This window comes from Pelagimonas sp. KU-00592-HH (genome assembly GCF_040369695.1).
GTDB lineage: Bacteria > Pseudomonadota > Alphaproteobacteria > Rhodobacterales > Rhodobacteraceae > Shimia.
This window is the reverse complement of sequence record NZ_BAABWM010000004.1, coordinates 311945-333605: the sequence shown is the minus strand read 5'-3', so window position 1 is coordinate 333605 and position 21661 is coordinate 311945. Positions and strand designations below refer to the sequence as shown.

At 57.0% G+C, this 21661-nt stretch carries 23 protein-coding genes; 12 read left to right on the top strand and 11 right to left on the bottom strand.

Annotation, left to right across the window (positions count from 1 at the left end; genetic code table 11):
* Window positions 1-2: 2 nt before the first annotated feature.
* From ABWV42_RS16900 to ABWV42_RS16890, 3 genes are all read left to right on the top strand, one after another.
* Window positions 3-959 (top strand): aminotransferase class IV, encoded by a 957-nt coding sequence (locus ABWV42_RS16900; protein WP_502930971.1) that lies wholly within the window; start codon window positions 3-5, stop codon window positions 957-959.
* Window positions 959-1765, top strand: a complete 807-nt coding sequence (proC, locus tag ABWV42_RS16895; protein WP_353341202.1) for a pyrroline-5-carboxylate reductase — start codon at window positions 959-961, stop codon at window positions 1763-1765. Before ABWV42_RS16900 ends, proC begins: the two co-directional genes overlap by 1 nt.
* 66 nt (window positions 1766-1831) lie before the next feature.
* Entirely contained in the window at window positions 1832-2776 is a 945-nt protein-coding gene (locus tag ABWV42_RS16890) for an ATP-grasp domain-containing protein (protein WP_353341201.1), read from the top strand.
* 141 nt (window positions 2777-2917) lie between these two features.
* Here ABWV42_RS16890 and ABWV42_RS16885 read toward each other — a convergent pair whose 3' ends face one another.
* Genes ABWV42_RS16885 through ABWV42_RS16870 form a run of 4 tightly spaced genes read right to left on the bottom strand, consistent with a single transcriptional unit; the run spans window position 2918 to window position 5726 of the window.
* A complete protein-coding gene (locus tag ABWV42_RS16885; protein ID WP_353341200.1) occupies window positions 2918-3406 on the bottom strand; it encodes an SRPBCC family protein in 489 nt (162 codons plus the stop codon).
* A complete protein-coding gene (locus ABWV42_RS16880) occupies window positions 3403-4275 on the bottom strand; it encodes an alpha/beta hydrolase (RefSeq protein WP_353341199.1) in 873 nt (290 codons plus the stop codon). Before ABWV42_RS16880 ends, ABWV42_RS16885 begins: the two co-directional genes overlap by 4 nt.
* A gap of 16 nt (window positions 4276-4291) precedes the next feature.
* On the bottom strand, window positions 4292-4819 hold the full coding sequence (locus ABWV42_RS16875) for a nuclear transport factor 2 family protein (RefSeq protein WP_353341198.1): 528 nt from the start codon (window positions 4817-4819) through the stop codon (window positions 4292-4294).
* A gap of 10 nt (window positions 4820-4829) precedes the next feature.
* Window positions 4830-5726: an alpha/beta hydrolase family protein gene (locus tag ABWV42_RS16870; protein WP_353341197.1), complete on the bottom strand. Its 897-nt coding sequence runs from the start codon at window positions 5724-5726 to the stop codon at window positions 4830-4832.
* 196 nt (window positions 5727-5922) lie between these two features.
* On the opposite strand from ABWV42_RS16870, the gene ABWV42_RS16865 reads away from it, so the two are divergent.
* From ABWV42_RS16865 to ABWV42_RS16825, 9 genes are all read left to right on the top strand, one after another.
* A complete protein-coding gene (locus ABWV42_RS16865; RefSeq protein ID WP_353341196.1) occupies window positions 5923-6528 on the top strand; it encodes a TetR/AcrR family transcriptional regulator in 606 nt (201 codons plus the stop codon).
* A gap of 362 nt (window positions 6529-6890) precedes the next feature.
* Window positions 6891-7763, top strand: coding sequence for an alpha/beta fold hydrolase (locus tag ABWV42_RS16860; protein WP_353341195.1), 873 nt, complete (start codon window positions 6891-6893; stop codon window positions 7761-7763).
* Window positions 7764-7877: 114 nt separating this feature from the next.
* Window positions 7878-8489 carry a ribonuclease D gene (locus ABWV42_RS16855; protein ID WP_353341194.1) on the top strand — a complete coding sequence of 204 codons (612 nt, stop codon included), beginning with the start codon at window positions 7878-7880 and terminating at the stop codon, window positions 8487-8489.
* On the top strand, window positions 8489-9457 hold the full coding sequence (locus tag ABWV42_RS16850; RefSeq protein WP_353341193.1) for a KpsF/GutQ family sugar-phosphate isomerase: 969 nt from the start codon (window positions 8489-8491) through the stop codon (window positions 9455-9457). Before ABWV42_RS16855 ends, ABWV42_RS16850 begins: the two co-directional genes overlap by 1 nt.
* 80 nt (window positions 9458-9537) lie before the next feature.
* Window positions 9538-10068 (top strand): LPS export ABC transporter periplasmic protein LptC, encoded by a 531-nt coding sequence (gene lptC / locus ABWV42_RS16845; protein WP_353341192.1) that lies wholly within the window; start codon window positions 9538-9540, stop codon window positions 10066-10068.
* Window positions 10069-10082: 14 nt separating this feature from the next.
* Window positions 10083-10571 carry a lipopolysaccharide transport periplasmic protein LptA gene (gene lptA, locus ABWV42_RS16840; protein WP_500150988.1) on the top strand — a complete coding sequence of 163 codons (489 nt, stop codon included), beginning with the start codon at window positions 10083-10085 and terminating at the stop codon, window positions 10569-10571.
* Window positions 10571-11329, top strand: coding sequence for an LPS export ABC transporter ATP-binding protein (gene lptB, locus ABWV42_RS16835; protein WP_255107123.1), 759 nt, complete (start codon window positions 10571-10573; stop codon window positions 11327-11329). Before lptA ends, lptB begins: the two co-directional genes overlap by 1 nt.
* Window positions 11330-11579: 250 nt before the next feature.
* Window positions 11580-12149: a ribosome hibernation-promoting factor, HPF/YfiA family gene (hpf, locus tag ABWV42_RS16830; protein WP_255107124.1), complete on the top strand. Its 570-nt coding sequence runs from the start codon at window positions 11580-11582 to the stop codon at window positions 12147-12149.
* A gap of 39 nt (window positions 12150-12188) precedes the next feature.
* On the top strand, window positions 12189-12653 hold the full coding sequence (locus ABWV42_RS16825; protein ID WP_353341190.1) for a PTS sugar transporter subunit IIA: 465 nt from the start codon (window positions 12189-12191) through the stop codon (window positions 12651-12653).
* Window positions 12654-12663: 10 nt separating this feature from the next.
* Here ABWV42_RS16825 and ABWV42_RS16820 read toward each other — a convergent pair whose 3' ends face one another.
* The 7 genes from ABWV42_RS16820 to ABWV42_RS16790 all read right to left on the bottom strand — a co-directional run bounded on the left by ABWV42_RS16820 (window position 12664) and on the right by ABWV42_RS16790 (window position 21143).
* On the bottom strand, window positions 12664-14094 hold the full coding sequence (locus ABWV42_RS16820; protein ID WP_353341189.1) for a sulfotransferase family 2 domain-containing protein: 1431 nt from the start codon (window positions 14092-14094) through the stop codon (window positions 12664-12666).
* A 6-nt stretch (window positions 14095-14100) separates the two neighbouring features.
* A complete protein-coding gene (locus ABWV42_RS16815; protein ID WP_353341188.1) occupies window positions 14101-15798 on the bottom strand; it encodes a DUF5927 domain-containing protein in 1698 nt (565 codons plus the stop codon).
* 16 nt (window positions 15799-15814) lie between these two features.
* Window positions 15815-16825 (bottom strand): glycosyltransferase family 2 protein, encoded by a 1011-nt coding sequence (locus ABWV42_RS16810; RefSeq protein WP_255107128.1) that lies wholly within the window; start codon window positions 16823-16825, stop codon window positions 15815-15817.
* A gap of 206 nt (window positions 16826-17031) precedes the next feature.
* The gene (locus tag ABWV42_RS16805) at window positions 17032-18078 is read right to left on the bottom strand and encodes a glycosyltransferase family 2 protein (RefSeq protein WP_353341187.1); all 1047 of its coding nucleotides are present in this window, start codon (window positions 18076-18078) and stop codon (window positions 17032-17034) included.
* A 22-nt stretch (window positions 18079-18100) separates the two neighbouring features.
* The gene (gene galE / locus ABWV42_RS16800) at window positions 18101-19084 is read right to left on the bottom strand and encodes a UDP-glucose 4-epimerase GalE (protein ID WP_255107130.1); all 984 of its coding nucleotides are present in this window, start codon (window positions 19082-19084) and stop codon (window positions 18101-18103) included.
* Between the two features lie 17 nt (window positions 19085-19101).
* Window positions 19102-19995 carry a UTP--glucose-1-phosphate uridylyltransferase GalU gene (galU, locus tag ABWV42_RS16795; RefSeq protein ID WP_255107131.1) on the bottom strand — a complete coding sequence of 298 codons (894 nt, stop codon included), beginning with the start codon at window positions 19993-19995 and terminating at the stop codon, window positions 19102-19104.
* 203 nt (window positions 19996-20198) lie between these two features.
* On the bottom strand, window positions 20199-21143 hold the full coding sequence (locus ABWV42_RS16790) for a polysaccharide biosynthesis/export family protein (protein ID WP_255107132.1): 945 nt from the start codon (window positions 21141-21143) through the stop codon (window positions 20199-20201).
* Between the last annotated feature and the right edge of the window lie 518 nt (window positions 21144-21661).

Below are 21661 nucleotides of genomic sequence, written 5' to 3'. Positions count from 1 at the left end.
AGATGAAAGAAACCAACATGACCGAGCAAAGCCATTCCACCCACGACGCACAGGCTGACGACCGCAACGAGCACATCCTGATCCATGTGAACGGCCAATTGGTACCCAAGGATCAGGCTGTGGTGTCGGTCTATGACAGCGGCTTCATGCTTGGCGACGGCATGTGGGAGGGGATGCGTCTCTATGATGGCGAATGGGCTTTTTTTGACGAACACATGGACCGCTTGTTCAACTCGCTAAAATCGGTGTCGATCGATATTGGTATCGGTCCCAAGGACATTCGCAAGATTTTGGACGACACGGCAGCCGCAAACAACATGACTGGCGATGCGCACTGCCGACTGATGATCACCCGTGGACGCAAGGCGAAACCGTTTCAACACCCCGGGCTCTCGCGATTTGGCCCGACCATCGTGGCTATTGTCGAGCATTCGAAACCCGCCGATAGCCTGCAGAAAAAGGGCATTCGCCTGGCCACAGTCCCGCAGGTACGCGGGCTACCGATGAGTCAGGACGCCAAGTATAATAGCCATTCCAAGCTGAACTGCGTTGTAGCCTGCTTGCAGGCCGAACAGGCAGGCGCGGATGAGGCGCTGATGTTGGACCCGCACGGTTTTGTGAACACCACCAACGCCTGTAACTTCTTTATCGTGCGCCGAGGTGAAGTCTGGACCTCGACTGGTGACTACTGCATGAACGGGGTGACCCGGCAAAAGGTCATTGATCTGTGTCGCGCCAACGACATTCCGGTCAAGGAAAAGAACTACTCCCTGTATGAAGCATATGGCGCCGACGAGGCCTTTCTGACCGGCACCTTCGGGGCACAAACACCGGTGGCCGAAATCGACGGTAAACGCATCGGCGAGCATGACGGTGCAGGCCCGATGACGTTGCACCTGCGCCAGCTCTACAAGGAATTGATCGCTCAGAATGTGGCCGCTCAGAAGGCGTCCCGCTGATGGATATGGGTGCGGGCGGCCTGCTGTTGCTGGGATGCGGCAAGATGGGTGGAGCCATGTTGCGTGGTTGGCTGGCCAAAGGGCTGTCGCCGGATCAGGTGACGGTGCTGGACCCGCGCCCCGCCGACTGGCTGTGCGAGCTGCAGGCCAAGGGATTGCGCCTGAACGTTCAGCCTGACACCCCGCCCGCCATCGCCGTCATCGCCACCAAGCCGCAGATCATGGGTGATGCGATACCTGGCATAGCTGCCTTTGGGAACGGACCTACGCTGTTTCTTTCGATCGCTGCGGGTACGTCAATTGCGACGTTTGAGGATATGCTTGGCTTGGAGACACCTGTCGTGCGTGCCATGCCCAACACGCCCGCAGCTATCGGAGCCGGCATCAGCGCGTTGGTTGCCAACGAGCAAGTGACAACAGATCAACTGGGCCTTGCCGAAAGGTTGCTGGCGGCGGTGGGTGAAACGGTTTTGCTTGATTGCGAAGAACAGATGCACGCTGTAACGGCGTTGTCGGGCTCTGGTCCGGCCTATGTCTTTGCGTTGGCTGAGGCGATGGCAGGAGCAGGCCAGGAACTGGGTCTGCCCAAGGACATGGCGCTTCGGCTTGCTGTGGCAACCATTGCCGGGGCTGGGCGTTTGATGATGGAAACCGGAACTGCGCCGGATGTCTTACGCGATCAGGTCACATCTCCCAATGGCACCACCGCAGCTGGGCTGGACGTGCTGATGCGCCCGGACGGAATTGCAGAGCTGACGCGTCAAACCCTTGAAGCAGCCGCCGACCGCAGTAGAACTCTGGCGTAGAGGTGAACCGCACGGCTTGACCGCGTCGGTATCACCAAGCGAACAAAAAATCGAAATGAGTGCCCTATGAAAATTGGTTTTCTTCACGAACACCCGACCTGGTCAGATGCCCTGATCGACTGTTTCGCTCAAAATGGTATTGAACCGGTTCTGATCAATATCGCGGAAACGCCTTTTGCGACCGATGCGCCTGCTTTCGATGTCGACCTATGCGTCAATCGGATCAACATCATGCCATCTCACGGGCGGGCACCTGCCGTAGCCGCACACACTCTGCATTTCTTGAATTGGCTGGAAGGTTCAGGGACAAAGGTGATCAACGGGTTCCAGGCACATTTTGCCGGGGCGTCGAAGGCCGTACAAAACGGAATTTTCGCGGGCCTTGACCTCGACCATCCCACCGCAATTGCGATCTATCGTCCGGAAGACGCGCCTGCAGCAGCCGAACGCATAGGTTTTCCAGTGATCGTAAAACCGAACATCGGCGGTTCCGGCAGTGGTATCGCGCGGTTTGAGGACTCTGATGAATTGCAGGCCGCGGTGGAAAACGGCGATCTTGATCTCGGGATCGATGGGACAGGATTGGTGCAGGAATACATTCAGTCGGACGGCTTCGTGTACCGGGTCGAAGTTCTGGGGGACGAGCTGTTCTATGGCATTCGCCAGCGCATCGTAGAAAACCAGTTCAACTATTGCGCTGCCGATGGGTGCAGCATCAGTTTAGAAGGCTCGCCTTCAGAAGCTGAGTTCGACTTCTGCTCCCTGGATAGCGCGGGTCGTATCGAGCCGCACGAGGTGCCCGACGGAGTTTTGCAAAACGTTCTGAAGATCTGCCGTGCGGCCGGCGCCGAAGTTGGTGGCGTCGAATATTTCATTCGCGCGGAGTCCGGTTCGGCCTGCTTCTACGACTTCAACCCCTACTCAAACTTCGTCGGAGAGGGAAAAGCGTTGTTCGGCTTTTCCCCCGAACAACGCTTTGTCGACTTCGTGAAGGCCCATCTGTCAGATTGAAGGTTAGGTTTGCTGCCCTGTTCTTATGCCTAGATCCCTGTCGGCATGCTTGTTAGGCGGTCTGGCTATGCTGGTGGTTATACTGCCGCTGGTCTTTCGGATCATCACTGGGCCCGGTTGGTATCCAATCGGGCCCTTTCATTATTGGGTATCCGTCAGTCGATTCTCCAATGCGACGAGAACCTGGGCATATGCCGGTTCGATCCAGTCGGAATTCCAGAACCAGAGATATAATCCTCTATCCACTTCGTGCTGGGTGACCTTGGTACCACCCTGTACCGGTTCCAGACGCCACCGATGATCAAACGTAATAACGCCGAACAGGCCCCCGGTCTGACGCAGTTCGCGGTTTTCGGTCAGGTTTTTCACAGCGGCGCTCATTTCCAGAAATTTACCTTCAGGATCGCGCACCTTGTTCCGCACCTTTCCGCCTTGGACGTAGTCGCCTTGGACGTGGACAAAAACCGGATTCCAATCCGGATACGCCTCCGTATCCATCAGAATTTTCCAGACTTCATGCGGTGCGGCAGGAATGACTGCTTCGACATGAAACGTCTTGCGGGTAAACAACCCCGCCACCACCAGAATGGCGATGACGGGCAGCACCCACTTAAGAAGGCTCGAGATCATCGCATGTACTTGTCGAACCAACCCAACAGATCCTGCGGGTGTGATCCGACATAGTCATAGGCGGCAAACCGGCTTTTCTCGATGTCCAGAAGTTTGAGCTCTTTCTCGACTGTGAGCGCTTTGTAGTAGTCTTCGACCATACCCATCTGTGTCCAGGGATCGTTCTGGTTCTGGACCACCAGGGTTGGTACGGTCACTTTCGGAGCATCTTTGACAAAATTCGGCTGGCTCATGTCGAACCCCAGCCGTTTCTCGCTGACTCGCTCGCCGGCGCGGACCATGAATTTCGGCATGCCGAGCGCTTCCATGAAACAGGTATAGAGCAGCGGCTGCACCGCGACCATCGCCTTTACGTTCAGACGCGTTGCCAGCCCGTTTTCGCGGCCATAAGCGTAGGTTGTCGAGGCCGCACCCATGCAGATCGACAGCAGACCAATCGATGCTTCCGGGAACCGCTCGGTCACGAAATCCACCGCCGCCAGCACGTCCTTGGCTTCTTCCGGTCCCCAGCTGACCCAGGGAATTGGTCCCAGATCACTTTCTCCATGCCCACGCATGTCATACATAAGTACCGAATAACCTTGCTCAACCAGGTATTTCGCCTGGCGCAGGAACTGGATGTCGCGCTTCCAAGGGCTGATCGGACCATGTCCCTTTGGAGTCCATCCGCCGCGATTACACTGCACCCCGAAATGGGTCTGCACAATCACGCGATCTTCCCCGCCGTTGATTAGCCAACCGCGCAGGGTGGTGCCGTCTTCCGCTTTGAAGACGACGTTTTCATAAGCGAGACCATGGGCCTCGGGGGTGTCAAACAAAGGCGACTGCCCCGGTTTGACCATCATATTCGAGATCATGTTTCCCAACATCAGAGGTCTCCTTGGGTTAGGGCTTGGGGTCTTGGATAATGTTCTGAAGGCTCAGCAGGCGTAGGTTTGCGTAGCGATTGCTGATCCTACACACACCGTCCTCAAACCGGTATTCATCGCGGTATTCTGCCACGCCAGTTACGCCACGCGGGTCATCCATGCTGGCGCCAATCGGGTGAATGAAGATCTGTACATAGTTGGTGCCGGTGGCGGTGGTATCTGATGTGGGCTGGATGCGAATATTGCTCATCAGGTGCAAAAACCGCATCTGGTCGCGGCCCTGCAGATAGCGCCCGGCGATTTCCGAGTGACCGGTAAAGGTTTCTTCCTCCAGGCGGGCATTGGCCAGGCGCAGCACGGCATCTTCTGTAAAAAGCTGGGCGAATGCCTGCGCGGTTGCGGACATGTCGTCACCGGGGTGGTCCAGATACCAAGCATAATCATTCACAGTTTGCGTGCAGGCGACGATTTGCGCCGTGGATTCAGCCTGCGCGGGCAGGGTGGCGCCGAGGGACAGCAGACCGGCGAGAACTGTATTTTTCATTGCTTTCACCTCACATATGGGCGTCGTACCAGGCGATCATTTCGCCGGGGTTCTGGCTGAAATAGCGGTAGCCTTCGTAGCGCACCGGGGTGCCTTCAATCCACAATAGCTTCTTGTCGGGGTTGGGCAGCTTGTCGTGAATACCTTGGGCGTCCGAGGGTTTGGTGGTCATATCGTCCTTCACCTGCACCACCATGGTCGGACAGGTCACCTTGTCGGCACGGGCGATGGCGTTGCTGTCGGTGTGACGGAAGCTGGAGTAATAGCTATAGCGCGCATTGAAACGCTCAACCGCATTTTCCACGCCGTTGTCGATCAGAGCCCGTTCGATGAAGGGCGCCGCCGACAAGGGTTGCAAGGCGATCATGCAAGCTATGTCCTCGAATTCTTCGGGGTGTTTTTCCATAGCAAGGAACGTTGAGTTACAGCCCATACACTGGCTGTGAAGCGCAATTTTGGCGCCTGGCATTTTGTCTTTTGCAAAGCGGACAGAGCCGATCACGTCGCGCCATTCAATTGCACCAACGCCCGTGATGCTGCCTGCACCCTCGCTGGAATGGCCGTGGCCGCGCAGGTCATAAGCCAGCACGTTGTAGCCGGCATCATGCAGTACCTTGTACGCTTCGACAAAGTTCACCTCGAACCCGCCTTGTCCGGTCCAGGGCTCCAGATGGCCCGGGTAGCCATAGCGGTTCGCGCCGATGAAATGGTTGACGATAACCAGCTTGTTCGAACCTTCTGCCGGAATGAACCAGCCATCCAGCATCACGCCATCCATCGCCGGGAAGAACACGTCTTCGTATGCCATACCGTAGTCCGAAGGGCGGCGCAGAATGGGGGTGCGGAAAGAATAGCTCACGCCTTTGGCGATTTGATCTATCAGAGCATCTTCCTGTGTCTTGTCCATGGGGTTTCCTTTCGGTGTTTGTGCCCGTGCCGCCCATGGAAGGACGCTCGCGAAGATCGCGGCAGTGCTGCTGGTCAATAGGGTTCGACGGGTCAGGGTCATGACATTTGCCTTACAACTGTTTCGCAGTTGTACAGTTGTATTTTACATTGGAACCACACTTGTCAAGAAGTAAAAACGATTTTATTTAACTCCCATGACCAAAGCAGTTGCCAACCCCATGACCGAAACCGAGGAAAAGATCCTCGACGCCGCAATCCGCACATTCCTGCGATACGGTGCCCGCAAGACATCAATGAATGACATTGCCAAAGCCGCCGGTGTATCGCGCCAGACGCTTTATGATTTGTTTGGAAGCAAGGAAGAGTTGATCCGTGCTTCAACCCGTTCAATTACAGATCAAAAACTTGCCACGGTGCGGGAACGACTCGAAAAGAGCTTGTCCTTGGCAGATCAGCTAGAGATCTATTTCGAAGAGACCATCGTGGAGAGTTTCGAACTTCTGAAAGCGGCGGGCGATGCGGAGGATCTGATTGCTGGCTATCACGAGGTTGGCAAGGAGGCGATCGCAGAGTCACATGACCGCCATGCCGAGTTGGTTGAAGAATTGCTAGCACCATATGCCGCGCAATTGCTCAGCCACGGCCTCACACCGCAAAAACAAGCGCAGTTTATTGTCACTGTCACAATGGGCCTGAAAGCCGGAGTCGAAACGCGCATCGAACTGGACGCCATATTGAATACGTTGAAGAAAAACTGCCTTTCCGTTGTCACTGACAAGATTGCAATGCCATCTCACTAGTTGGGTTTGGGCTTACGGTCGGCAAACAGCTGCTATGCGCTGTTCATCGCTATCAATTCGGCAATAGGCAGACGCGTCTACAACATTGCCCGGCATCGTTTCGGCGCCTGAATGACTGGCCTCGGCAGTCTCTGCCGATCAGGCGCAGAGACTGAACCTGAAACCGCGCAATCTTGTCTGCAAGCCTAGTCGCCTAATCCGCAATATCCGCTGCGTCCCCTGTCTCCGCAAACTGATCCATCGATTGAAACCGAACAGTTTTCACCACAGCCAAGACCTAATCCATATCCGGCTCGGCGTGATTGAATTCGCGCGGTCAACGCCATAACGTCGCCCTGCCAAGACCGTAAAGGGCCAAGCCATTGCAACCACCCACCCCTCCCATTCCGGAAGAGTTGACGCTTGTCGTTGACGGGCTGACCTATGCCGGTCTTGCATCTGGGCCGGTTGATGCCCCGCCTATCCTCGCGTTGCATGGCTGGCAGGACAACGCCAACAGCTTCCTGCAACTGGCACGCGCCCTTCCCGATGTCCGGCTGGTCGCGCTTGACCTGTCCGGCCACGGCCTCAGTGGCCACCGCTCCACCGATGCAACCTACCAGATTTGGGACGACCTGCCCCAGCTTGTCGGCGTTCTGGATGCGCTGGGTTGGGCGCAATGCGCGGTCCTGGGACACTCCCGGGGGGCAATCATCGCAACTTTGCTGGCCGCGACCCAACCGGAAAGGGTTCATACGCTCATAACCCTCGATAGCATGCTGCCCAGACCCGCCAAAGACGAGGACTTTGCCAAGACACTGCGCGCGTTTCTCAAGGACCGCGCCGCGCTTTTGAACCGGTCTCCCCGCCAATACGCCACCGAACAGGACTTCGTCGCAAGACGCTCCCGTATGGGTGAACCACCCCTTGTCTCAACGGTTCTGGCAGAACGCGCACTCAAGCCCTGCGACGACGGTTTTGTGCATCGCAATGACCCACGACACAACGGCGCCTCGGCGGTCAGGATGAATGCGCAGCAGTGTATCTCCGTACTCAAGACTCTCTCAATGCCTGTCCTGAATATCTGGGCCACCCCCAGGAAGGGCCTCGAGGACGACATCGCACTGCAACGCGCCCTGATTGCCGAGCACATGCCGGATGTCACAACGGTTGATATCCCGGGACACCACCACTGGCACATGGAGCCAGAGCCCGCAGAACAGATCGCCACGGCCATCAGGCAGTTTCTGGTCTAGTCCCCTCGGCGCAAGCCTGCCCCACCCGATCAATGCGCGGCTTTCCGCATGAGTCATTGAAACGGCCCCGCGAAAACCGTAAGTCCTTTCTATCCGGAATTTCCGAGGCTTGAGATGGCAAACTACCTCTATCAGAACGACCTTCCCGACGGGCTTGACCTTGGCCCCATCGTTGCAATCGACTGCGAGACCATGGGTCTCAACCCCCATCGCGATCGCCTCTGTGTGATCCAGATGTCGGGGGGCGACGGGAATGCACACCTCGTGCAGGTCGCCATCGGTCAGACCGAGGCCCCCAACCTCTGCAAGATGCTCGAAGATCCAAACGTGCTCAAGCTGTTCCACTTCGGCCGCTTCGACATTGCCGCGATGTATAACGCCTTTGGCGCTCTCACCGCCCCGGTCTACTGCACCAAGATCGCCTCGAAACTGGTGCGCACCTACACCGACCGCCACGGCCTCAAGAACCTGCTTCAGGAATTGATCGGCGTCGACATCTCCAAGCAACAACAGATGAGCGACTGGGGTGCACCCACGCTCACCGACGCACAGCTCGACTATGCCGCCTCTGATGTTCTTTACCTGCACCGCTTGCGCGAAGAGCTGAACAAGCGCCTCGAACGCGAAGGGCGCACCGAAATGGCGCAGGCCTGTTTTGACTTCCTGCCAATGCGCGCGCGCCTCGATCTCGCGGGTTGGCCCGAACAAGATATCTTCGCCCACTGATGACCCAGACCTCGACTTTCTCTGACACCGCCCGCCGCGTCATCGCCACCGAGGCCGATGCTCTGCGCCAGTTGGGTGAAGGCCTGAACGGCGACTTTGATAAGGCTGTCGAAATCCTGCTGTCGGCGACCGGGCGCGTGATCGTATCCGGCATGGGCAAGTCCGGCCACATCGCCCGCAAGATTGCAGCCACGCTTGCCTCGACCGGCACCCCCGCGCATTTCGTGCACCCCGCCGAAGCAAGCCATGGCGACCTTGGCATGATGGCGCAGGGCGATGTTGCCCTCGTACTGTCCAATTCCGGTGAAACACCCGAACTGGCAGACGTTATCGCCTACACCCGTCGGTTCAACATCCCGATGATCGGTGTGGCAAGCCGCGCCGAGTCGACCCTGATCAAACAGTCCGATGTCGGCCTGATCCTGCCCCGGGCAGAAGAAGCCTGCGGCAGCGGCATCGTTCCGACATCTTCGACCACCATGACTCTGGCACTTGGCGATGCACTCGCCATCGCCCTCATGGAACACCGCAGCTTTACGCCCGAACACTTCCGTGAATTCCACCCCGGTGGCAAACTCGGTGCCCAACTCAGCCGCGTCAGCGACCTTATGCACGATGGCAAGGCGCTGCCGCTGGTCTCGCGCGAAACCCCGATGGCAGATGTCCTGATCGAAATCAGCCAGAAGGGCTTTGGCGTTGTCGGCGTAGTGGACAACTCCGGCGCGTTGCAGGGCATCATCACGGATGGCGACTTGCGGCGCCACATGCAGGGCCTTCTGGATCTGTCTGCCGCCGAAGTAATGACAGCCAACCCAACCACCATCGCGCCCGACGCACTTGCCGAGGAAGCGGTTGCCGTGATGAATGGGCGCAAGATTACCTGCCTGTTTGTGTTGTCTGCGCAAAAGGACATGACACCACTTGGTCTCCTGCACATCCATGACTGCCTGCGGGTAGGCCTGGGCTGAGAATGGACGGTATCGGGATGTCATACTCTCGCTTCATCTCTCTGTTGAAGGTCATCCTGCCCCTGACGGCGCTTGCGCTTTTGTCAACGCTGTTCCTCGTCTCCAACCGCATCAGCGACAGCACCGCCTCGATTCCGTTCGCCAAGGTCGATCTTGAGCAACGCGCCAAGGAACAGCGGATCACCGCCCCCTTCTTTTCGGGCAAAACCCAGAAGGGACATCTCGTGATGTTCATGGCAGAAGATGCCAAACCCGACGCGGACCAGCCTTCGACGTCGCTCGCACATAAAATGCAGGCCCGCGTCGATCTGAAAGACGGCTCCAGCCTGTCAATCAAGGCCGATACAGCCTTGATCAACAACAGCACGCAGGAAGCCCAACTCGAAGGCGCGGTGAACATCAGCAGCTCGAACGGCTTTGATATTCACAGCGACCTGCTGACATCCGCCATGCGTCGCCTTCATGTCGTCTCACCCGGCACTGTGACCGGAGAAGGCCCTGCCGGGGCCCTCCGGGCCGGTGCGCTCGAAATCGTGACGGACGAAGTATCTGGCAAAACAACTTTGTTTTTCACAAATGGTGTGAAACTGATATACACACCAACGAATTGATCGAGGTTTCCCCAGTGTCACTGCCCAAGTCTGTTTTCCTGGCTATCGCACTATTATTTTCAACGGCGGCCTTGGCCCAGGGTTTTGAAGTGGCATTTGGTAGCCTGCAACAGGACACGAACCAACCCGTTGAAGTAAACGCTGACAGCCTGTCCGTGAACCAGGCCGACGGCACCGCGACCTTCTCCGGCAATGTACTCATTAGCCAGGGCGGTATGCGTATGTCTGCACCTGAAGTGCAGGTTTTCTACAACGAGGAATCCTCGGGCATCTCGCGCCTTGTGGCCACAGGCGGAGTGCTTCTGGTCAAGGATCAGGATGCCGCCGAATCCCGCGAAGCCGACTATAGTGTTGAAGGCGGAACCGTCGTGATGGTCGGAGATGTGCTGCTGACGCAGGGCAACAACACCCTGCATTCGCAGAAAATGACCGTGAACCTGGAAACTGGCACCGCGCAGATGGAAGGCCGTGTCAAAACCATCCTGCGCACCGGGGACAACTGATGGCTGCTCCTGAACTGACGGTCGCCGAAGGAAGCTCGGGACTCCGCGTCGACAACCTACGCAAAAGCTATCGCAAGCGGGTGGTGATCCGGGAATTCAGCATGGAGCTGAACCGGGGCGAAGTTGTCGCTCTTCTCGGGCCAAACGGCTCGGGCAAGACCACAACCTTCTACGCCATCGCGGGTCTCATCATGCCCGAAGGCGGCCGCGTCACGATCGATGGCCGCGATGTCACGCATATGCCGATGTACCGCCGCGCCAAGCTGGGTATTGGCTATCTGCCGCAGGAGATGTCGATCTTCCGCGGCTTGAGCGTGGAAGAGAACATCACCGCCATTCTCGACATCACTCAGAAGGATCGCCACAAGCGCCGTGAGCGCCTTGAAGAGCTGCTGTCGGAGTTCTCCATCGAACACCTCCGCCGCGCCCCCGCACTGGCCCTTTCTGGTGGTGAGCGCCGCCGCGTGGAAATTGCCCGCTGCCTGGCGGCCGACCCGAAATACCTGCTGCTTGACGAACCTTTTGCCGGCGTCGATCCCATCTCGGTTGGCGACATTCGCCATCTTGTTGCCGATCTCAAGAAACGCGGTATCGGTGTTCTGATTACCGATCACAACGTGCGTGAGACCCTCGAAATCGTCGATCGCGCCTATATTCTCCACGATGGCAAGGTGCTCATGTCAGGCACACCTGACGACGTTGTCGAGAATGAAAACGTGCGTCGCGTCTATCTGGGAGACAACTTCCGGATTTCGTAATTCACCAAAAATTTTTGCGTGATTCTTCTTCGGAATTTGATCTGACCACATTGACAATTCCCTCGCCTGGGTTCTCAATGAAGGTATGACGTTTTTGGTACCCGAACCGCAGACTCACGCGGCCTTCTCGAAAAGGCCCGGTCTCGGACAAGGTACGAAGACGTCCAATTCCAGCATTCGAACCTGATCCGATCCGGGGCACTCAACGCCCTCGGACCGTGGTTCGACATGTCATCGCAAAGGAGACAGGATGCGCTACCAAATTACCGGAAAACATATCGATGTCGGTGATGCCCTTCAGACTCACGTCAAGGACGAGCTAGGATCAGTGGTCGGCAAGTATGCTGAACGCCCCACCGACGCCAACATTATCTTTTCCAAAAGCGCACACGAGTATGTTTGTGAAGCCACGGTTCACCTATCAACCGGGCTGACCGCGCAGGCCAAGGCGCACGCGACCGAAATCTACGCCGCTTTTGACGACTGCAACGAAAAAATGGAGAAACAGCTGCGCCGCTACAAGCGCCGCCTCAAGGATCACCACCGCGAACGTGCAGAACCGGTTGAACTCTTCGGCGCGTCCTCGTATATCCTCGCCTCTGAAGGGGAGACCGAGACGGCTGAGCCGGAAACGCTACAGCCGATGATCATCGCCGAGATGGAAACCAAGATCCCGTCTCTGAGCGTCGGTGAAGCCGTGATGCAAATGGAGCTCGCTGGCGCACCGGTCTTGGTATTCCAGAACGAAGGTAAAGACGGATTGAATGTCGTGTACCGCCGTGAAGACGGCAATATCGGCTGGATCGATCCACAAGGATAAGTCGGCAGAGCCAAGGTCTCTGCTCGGAGATACAGGCATATGGACCTTTCTACCATCCTGAAGCCAGAGGCGGTCAAAGTTGTTTCGGCCGCCTCTAGCAAGAAGCGCTTGCTGCATGCAATCGGCGAGCTGGCTGAGTCCGCCTATGGTCTGGATACAACCCGTGTTGTCGAAGCGCTTCTCGAACGTGAAAACCTCGGCCCTACCGGGGTTGGCCACGGCGTTGCCCTTCCGCACGCCCGCCTGGACGGCATCGACACCGTCGTCGGCGCCTTTATCCTCTTGGAAAAGCCCGTAGATTTTAACTCGGTTGACCGTCAGCCAGTTGATATCGCCTTTGCGCTTTTCGCACCGAACGAAGCAGGTGTTGAGCACCTCAAGGCACTGGCGCTGGTTTCACGCACGCTGCGAGAGACTTCGGTCTGCGCCAAACTGCGCGCCAACCAGGACGCCCAGACTCTCTACTCGATCCTGACCGAAGCCCAGAACGTTCAGGCCGCTTAAAAACCGGGCCTCAGACCCAGCTATCAAAGCCGAAATTCAAATAGTCGCGCTGGTATATGTCATGCACCAGCGCCTCTATCTCTTCATCGTAAATCTCGCCCAGCGCAAAGGGCACGTCATCCGGCGCGCGTTCGGGTTCCGGCGCGTCCAGCCGACCAACCTGCATCGCAAGCAGCGGCAGGAGGCTCTCCAGCTCGTCTTCCCGCACGATCATGTCCGGCAAGCAAAGATCGCCGAATCCCTTTAGCGTTGCGGCTTGCGTCGCCCAGTGGCCATCGATTCGAAAACTGGTCTGCCCCGCCAAATTCGCCTTCACAAACGCCAGATATGCCACAAACGCCTCTCGGTGTGCCGCGACGTCATATGACGCGTCAGGCCCGTTCTTGGGCAGCGGCACCTTGTAGACCTTCATCAGCGTATTGCGGATCTGCGCGTAGCGTCCTTCATTCACAGGCAGGATCATCTCGCAGAACGTGGCATGCGCCCGCGCAACCGGATGGCGTACAACCGTGAAACTGCGATGGCCCTTGTTCTTGCGCTTCCACTGGCGCAGGGCCTTTTGGTTCAACTTGGTCGGCAACGCATCGACATCGACGCCATCAAGGTCAGCCAGCCACTTCAACACCTGGGCTTCCGGCCCGGATCTAACCGGCAGGTACATCAGGGGCGTCTCGGCAGCCAGCGCGTAGGACGGCACGGCCGCCCCGCGCCGTGGCTCAAAGTTGGGTGTCCTGCTCAGGTTAAACCGATCAAGATCAGCCAGCGCATTGATGATTTCGTCGAAGTTGGCAACCTTTTCGGAAACAGGTTTGGGGTTCTGACGCTTCAGCGTTTTGTCCAGCTCCTCCAGCTTGCCATCGTGCCCAAGAAAGCTGGCCAGACCATTCATGACCTCGACGTTCTGCAAGTCTTCATAGGCGACATAAAACGCCGTCTGACCGGTTTCCTGAAGCGCATTCTGGATCAACACCTGAAAATCCTGCAAGTCCTCGACATGCGCTTTGAACTCCTGCGGATCAATGCGCACCTTGCCGGTCTCCTTGCGGCGCCGCACATCCGTCAGTTTCCACTGCCCCGTCGCCTGCGCGATTTTGAGCGACACGTAACTGTCCATCGGGTTTCGAGTGAGCACGATCTTGGCGCAGCGCGGATCGTTCAGGCAGACCTGCAACACCCGCGGGTCATGATCGTGGAAATAACGGAAGCCGCCCAGAACGCCATCCTGCGCCTTGATCACCTTGATCAGGGCGATTGGGTCGTGCGTGCGGTCCTCATAGGTCACACCAAGGATTTCCGACTTGTTGGGATAGCCGATGAAATGCGGATTAAACGCCTCACCGTGGCAGGTCAGCCCGTCGAAAGCGTTGATATTGGTCTCAAGAAAATTCGACCCCGTCCGCATCTCGGCGAAAACGACAAAGTAATCAAAGGTTTTGTTCATGCGATTTTACTGCACCAAATAGGGTTTGCGCGGGGGTTTTGGCTGGTTCAGTCCCGGTTGTGCGACCGGGAAGTCCCCCATCAGGTAGGGGTGCATCCCCTGGTTCTTGAGGTTCTGGAGGAACTGGCCGAACCCCGTCAAATCCGCCATCTTCGGCGCCTCTGACAAGCGGCGCAGGGAATGGCCGCCCATCTCGTCAATGATGGTCTGCAAGGGCTCCATCGGAGCTTCGATAAACTCGGCCATTGTCCAGATGCGTATGCGCGCCTTGGCCCAGATCGACCGCAACACCTTGAGCTGCTCTGCCTCGAGCTTCTGAAGATGCGCTGCCTCCTGTCGAAGGTCGGCAAAATTGCGGTTCGACTTAAACAACGGCACGGCCCAGGCGCCGCTGATCACCGAGATCTGCGCATTGGGATCTTTGGCCACGAACCACATCGGCGCGGTTTCGTCCATTGGCCCCATCTGGAAACACTGGCGCTCCCCGCGGGTGTTCCAGATCAGGTTGGTGAGAAACGCCGTCGGGTTATAGTCCCGCAACATCGGAGCATCCGACAGCGCCCCGTTGATCACCTTCTGCCCGTTCGCAAACTCGGCGCGTTCCGGACCGTATATATGCCCGTGCACCTGTGCACCCGTTGCCTTGGCCAACCAGGGTTCAAAGTCTTCGAACAGTTCTGAAAACCCCTGAAAGATCGAATAGCGCCCGCTGGTGATGCTGTGTTCATACCCCTCGTGCGGAAACCGGCTCTGCATATACAGGCCCTGCCGTCCGCGTGTCCGTCGCTCCACCGCCTTGGCGAATATCCGGTCAATCTTGGCCGGGTTCGGTTCGGTCATCTTGATCGCGCCTTCGGGGTCGGTCAGGAACGCGTCATAGAGCTTGTTCGCATGCGGCCAGATCTTGCGCGCGACAAAACAATCCGAACGCCGAAGCAATTGCAGGTGATCATCATAGAAAATATGCGGTTTGCCCTGGAAATCGAACTTCGACAGGGTCAGAGACCGGCTTTCCACATTGGTCGAATACAGCCGTGACAGGGTCTGGAAATAGCTCTCGTCGGGAATCCAGACCTTCTTGAAATAGGTATCATAGGTTTCCCGCTCCGGATCTTCGAGGATCGCAGAAAGCGTCTGGCGCGTCAGGCACCACCATTGCGATCCCATATGCGGCACGATCCCGTTCGGTATCTTGCGCCGAAATCCCACACGTCTCTGCAATTCGACATACTTGTCGAAAAGAAAACGCCGCTTCTTCCAGGAAAAGGGAAAGCGCAGAACGAAACGTTCGTGGCTCAGCCCACCCACTGTCCAAGGCACATCCGAGGTGGTCGCGGATTCAATAAAGTCCGTCCGTGGCCGCGCAGCAAGATAGTCTTTCAACTCCTGCACCGGGCGCAGCGGCAGGCACGATCCGGACGACAGGTAGACGTGCCGCACATCGGCAAATTCCGCCAGCATCATCTCGGCAGCGCTCTGTGTCCCGGCCACAAGCCCCCAAGTGCCCCACTCACAGGTGTGCCGTTTGCAGAACCGCACCTGCGCAACATCCGACAACGCCGCCTGAAATTCCTTGAACGTCTTGCGCGGCACATTGGCGTCGACGTGGATCACCACCGGGCATCCGGATGCCGTCCAGTGACGGGCAACCTTCTCGGCCCTGTCCAGGGCCGTATGCACCAGCATGATGATGCCAACGCTCACCGCAACACCTCCTGTATCATGCCCAGTTCCCCTTGGACATCAGCCCGAGAATTTCCAGCTGTCTCCAGTTAATATACTTCTCCGACCATTTGCACCAAAGTTCGGGATCATTCTCCATCGCCTTGGCATAGGCGATATACTCCACACTCGCCGCGTAGTGCTGCTTGCGGTGCAACTCCTCGGCCGCCTTTGCCGAGAAGGTATCTAAAAACTTGGTGTGCAAAAGAATGCCCGATGCCTTTTCCCCACCCCACTCATCGAACACGAGGTTAAGGCCCCGCGGCAGGATCATGTGGGTCGAATCCACATAGGCGTATTTCTTGCTCCACTTGACGAGCGGCACCTTGTTGAGGGCGGGCGCCTCTTCGGGGTTGTCCTGAAAGAACATCCGCGCGCGTGGCCCCCCTTGAATCCAAAGGTTCCAGTACCGCCAGTTCCGCGAAATCGTGTAGTTCCCCGCATCGAACCAACTCGCGATTTCAAGCGGGTCCTGGCCGGCACGATAAGGCTGAGCGTTTAACCGCCCCTTGGGGTACATATCCAGCAACATGGTGCTGAATGACCGGATCGAACTGGCGTCCAGCCAGTCGGTCAACGCCCGCAGCGGCCGGGTATCACAGAACGGATAGACCAAGAGTTCATCCGGATCGACCACAAGACACCAGTGGCCATCCCCGTATTTACGTTGCAGCCAGTTCAACCAATCAACGCCAAAGCGGCTTTTCTTGTAGCTCGCCTTGGTCGTCCAAAGTGACACATCCGGTTGCTCTGCCAGATACTCGCGCGACCCGTCATTGCTGTCGTTGTCCACAATAACGAAATGGTTCACACCCATCTCGCGATAATAGTCGAGAAAATAGGGAAGCCGGGTGTATTCGTTGCGCAGCGTCGAGAACACGATGATGTCGTTGCCGCGAATGTGTTCTGTCCGATCGGCAACCACGCGCAGCTCTCGGCTCTTGCGAAAGGCCCTTGCCAGCAGATGCTTACGCTTCCAACGCAGCTTGTATGATTGGAACAAGCTCATTCCGGCCCGTTGCTCCTGCCTGATCCGCCGGAATCTGCGCCTTGAATCAGATACTTGACCTGATCACTGGCACAATTCCCTGCGGTTCCTAACCCTACCCGAAGTCGCCGGAAGTTTCCGGTTCTTACAATTGCGTTGAGAATACGCCTTTGTTCACATTTCGTAAACAGTGAGCCACAGTATGCGCCCGCCCTCGTTAACATAATTTAAAGCCAAGTGCCGCGCGACATCAGCCCCATTGCTTCAAGCTGCCGCCAGCCGCGATACCGGCTCGATGCGTCGCACCACAAATCCGGATCGTCGATCAATCCCTTGTAGTAGTCGTCATAAAGATCGCTGTTGGCAAAATGCTCGCGCCGATCCAACTCCTCTCGTGACTTGTCGACGATGGTATCAAGAAACTTGGTGTGCAGCAGGATGCCCGAAGCAAATTCGCCCCCATCCCTGTCATACACCCGATTGAGCCGTGCCGGCAGCATCCCGTGGGTGGAGTTTACGTAAACGAACCGCCGGTTCCACTTTACCAGGGGCGTCTTGTTCATCGTCGGTGCCTTGCGGGGTTCCTTTTCAAAGAACACACGCGCCCGCACCCCCCCTTGTATCCAGAGGTTCTCTTTTGGCATTTGCCGCTGAATGGTGTAGTTGCCGGCGTCGAACCACGACAGGATTTCGGTGGGATCCTGCCCCGGTTCGTATCGCTGTTCGCTCAATTTCCCCTTGGGGTACATGTCCAGCATCATCGCCGGAAACATCTCGACCCCCTCACCATCCAGCCATTCCGTCAGCGCCTTGAGCGGGCGGGTTTCCCAATAGGGGTAGATCAGCAACTCGTCGGCATCGAGCGTCAGACACCAGTGGCCGTGCGCATGGCGGATCAACAGCCAGGTCAGCCAATCCAGCCCAAACCGACTCTGCTTGTACCCATGCGCCGTGGTCCAAAGCGACACATCGGGCTGCTCGGCAAGAAACTCACGAGTCCCGTCGTCGCTGTTGTTGTCGACAAACAGAAAGTGGCGAACACCAAGCCGCCGGTAGTGCTCAAGAAAATAAGGGAGCCGCACGATCTCGTTTCGAACCGTTGCCGCTCCCAGAATATCGTCAGGGGCAATCTGCCCCGTCCGGTCGACCACCGCCTGCATCTGACGCCGCTTGCGCAGCGCCCGAAACAGCAATCGCCTGCGCGTCCACCGCAGCTTGTAGGCAGCCCTCAGCCCGCGAAGTTTTTCGCGATCAAGAGCTCCGATATGCCCCAAGCCAAGTGGAATGGACGCGACCTCATTTTTCGTAGTGCCCGGACTGGTGCCAGCGCCAGGCGTCGGAAATCATCGTGTTCAGGTTCGAACGGGATGGTTGCCAGCCTAGCTCTTTCTCTGCCCGTGTCGAGCCGGAAACGAGCCGTGTGCAATCTCCGGGACGGCGATCGCCCTCGACATAGGGCACATCGCGGTTGGTCACGGCGCGAGAGTGATCGATCACTTCCCGAACCGAAAACCCGCTGCCGGTGCCAAGGTTGAACACCCGGCTACCCTTGCCATCCAGAAGCCACTTAAGACCCAGAACATGGGCATCCACAAGATCGCAGACATGCACATAGTCACGAATGCAGGTGCCATCAGGCGTGTCATAGTCGGTGCCAAAGATCGTCAGCGCATCCCGCTTGCCGTCAATTGCATCAAGCATCAGCGGAATCAGGTGCGTCTCGGGCTGGTGGAATTCACCCACTTCCGCCTCGGGATCGGCGCCAGCCACGTTGAAATAGCGGTAGATCACGTGGTTCAGACCGGTCGCCCCTTCGAAATCCTTGAGCATGTCTTCAATGGCACGCTTGGAAGACCCATAAGCATTGATCGGAAACTGCGAGCTGTTTTCATCCAGAACCACGTTGTCCTGATCGCCATAGGTCGCACAGGTCGACGAGAACACAAAGTTCATGCACCCTGCCTCGGTCGCAGCCTCGATCAGGTTCAGCGACCCCTGAACGTTGTTCAGCCAGTATTTGCCCGGGATCTGCATGCTTTCGCCAACCTGGCTCAGCGCCGCAAAGTGCATCACGGCAACCGGCTCATGCTTGGCAAAGACTTCGTCCAGACGCGCCCGATCAAGAAGGTCGCCCTTCTCAAGCGGGCCAAACTTGACCGCATCTTCCCAGCCGGTGCTGATATTGTCGAAGGTGACCGGATTGAACCCGGCCGCCTTAAGGGCCTTGCACGCATGCGAGCCGATATAGCCGGCACCGCCGGTTACCAGAACATTCTGCACTGAAATTCTCCCGCCGCTTATTGCGCTGCTTTTTGCGATGCGACCAGCTCGTGCAGGTACTCGCTCAGCTCGTCACGAAGTTCTTCGCGCGCCATTGCAAAGGCCACGGTTGCCTGCAGGAAGCCGGCTTTCGAACCACAATCAAAGCGCTGACCGCGGAAACGATATCCAAACACGTTATTCTCGTGTTCGATTTCCTTGGCGATCGCATCGGTCAGCTGGATTTCCCCACCTGCACCAGCCTCTTGCTTGTTGAGGTTACGCAGAACATGCGGAGACAGGATGTAGCGGCCAATCACCGCGAGGTTCGACGGCGCTTCTTCCTGTTTCGGCTTCTCAACCATGCCCTTGACCGACACCAGCGAACCCATGTCTTCCTTCACGTCCAGAACACCATAGGCCGATGCTTTTTCTGGCGGCACTTCCATGGCCGCAACCATGCTGCCACCGGTTTCCTCGTAGGCTTCCACCATCTGCTTGAGGCAGGACTCTTCACCTGCAATCACGTCGTCCGGCAGAACCACGGCAAAGGGCTCGTTCGCAATAAGGCGACGGGCACACCACACCGCGTGGCCAAGGCCCAGCGCGCGGTGCTGGCGGATATAGGCGATGCCACCGCTTTCCATATTGGTCTGCTTGAGTGTTTCAAGCAGGTCTTTCTTGCCTTTGCGACGCAGTTCCTGCTCGAGGATCGGGTTGTTGTCGAAATAGTCCTCAAGCGCGCTCTTGCCGCGCGAGGTGACAAAGATGAACTCCTTGATTCCTGCTTCGCGCGCCTCGTCGATCGCGTATTGAATCAACGGGCGGTCAACAAGGGTCATGATTTCCTTCGGAACCGATTTGGTGGCCGGCAGAAATCGGGTGCCAAGACCTGCGACGGGAAAGATTGCTTTCGTTACCTTTTTGCGCATGGGGAGCTCGCTTTAATAATTTCAAGTTGGGTATTCTGACCCAAAACCTACAAAACCCTACTCGGATTGAGCACGTCTTTCAACATGACGGAATACCGCGTAAATGTGACAAATCACTAATGATATAAGGCATGCTTACTTTTCAGGCGGCTCTGACGCAAGGAAAACCCTGCGCCAGTGCATGGAAATTCTGCACTGCAGAATTAGTCGAATGCATTCGTGATCGCAAAGGCCGATCCGAACAGTGCAATCAGGGCCTGGGCAGGTTTCACAACCGATTCGGTCGCAAGCACTGTATCGCCCGGCTGGATGTAAAAGTTCTTGGCACCGAACAGGCCATCCGCCGACGTCAGGTCCATCGCGAAGATCACGTATTCCCGTGCCGGGCCTTTGTCGTCGGCACGAACGTGGCCCGCCTCGTACTGGCGCAGGACAAGAAGGCCCGCAGGGTTGGCGCGCGCATCAATGAGACCACCTAGGATCGAAACCGCTTCAAGCCCGGAAATCGCTTCCTTGTTGAAGTTGACGATCTCTTCTTTCTCCGTGGTCCCAAGCGCAACGAAGAACCGAGGGTCTTCCGTGATCACAACCTGATCACCCCCGCGAAGAATGGCATTCTTCTTGGAATCCTTCAGAAGCTCCGAGGCCGGAATCTCATAGGTATGCCCGCCACGGATCAGACGCACGAGCGGATTGCGGATCGACTCGCTGATACCGCCGCCCCTCGAAATGAGCGACAGGATCGAGAAATTGCGGTTCGGCAGAGGATATGTTCCCGGCGTTTTCACACCAGCCACGAGGTCCACCGAGTTTCCAACACCTTCCTCGAGATCCAGCTGAACCTGTGCGGACGGTGCAAGTTGGGTCATTTTCTCCTGGATCAGGCGGCGTGCTTCCGGGGCTGTCAAACCAGAAACGTTTACCTGGTCAACATAAGGGACAAAGGCTGTTCCGTTCGGCTCGACCTCAACCCGCGCCACCTGCGCACTGCGTTCGTCACGACCAGTGATAAGAGAGTTCTCGGCATTGTCCCAAATGGTCAGGTTCAGCATGTCGCCGGGGCGCAGGATATTGCTCCCGCCACCGCGCTGTACGGCAAGCCAACGGTAGTGACCCTGCCAACCAGTAACCGGCCAGCCCTTGATCATGTCGGCACTGTCCCGCGTAACGGGGACAATTTGAACATTCTGTTCCGCGGCTTTTTCAGGGTCCGTCTTTACAACTTCCGAATACACAGGAGCACCGCGCGGCAAAGCACAGGCAGCCAAAACACACAAGGCGGCCATCAGGCCCAGATTTCTGACCATGGAATGCATTGAACTGTTCTGCCCCTATAAACTTTTAACGGCTTTCTACTCTTAATGGCTCACAAACTCAAAACTCTTTGTTGAAAGGGGTGATTCTTATGACAACAGGTTGCCTTTACACAACATTGGCGAATTTGAACCGACAGCAGAGCACAACTCTTGATTGAAAGCCTAGGCAAGCTGCTCAAAATGCTGTAGGAATTGGCAGGTGGTCATGCCGCACTGCATTTGCCACCAAGGACAAGAAATTCCCCTTATCGGGTGTGTAGGTGATATTTTAACTGTTTGGTAACCTTCGAGCGGATTTAAGTCCTCTAGGCTGCACTATCATAGGCCCGGCAAAAGACCATGCTGTACCA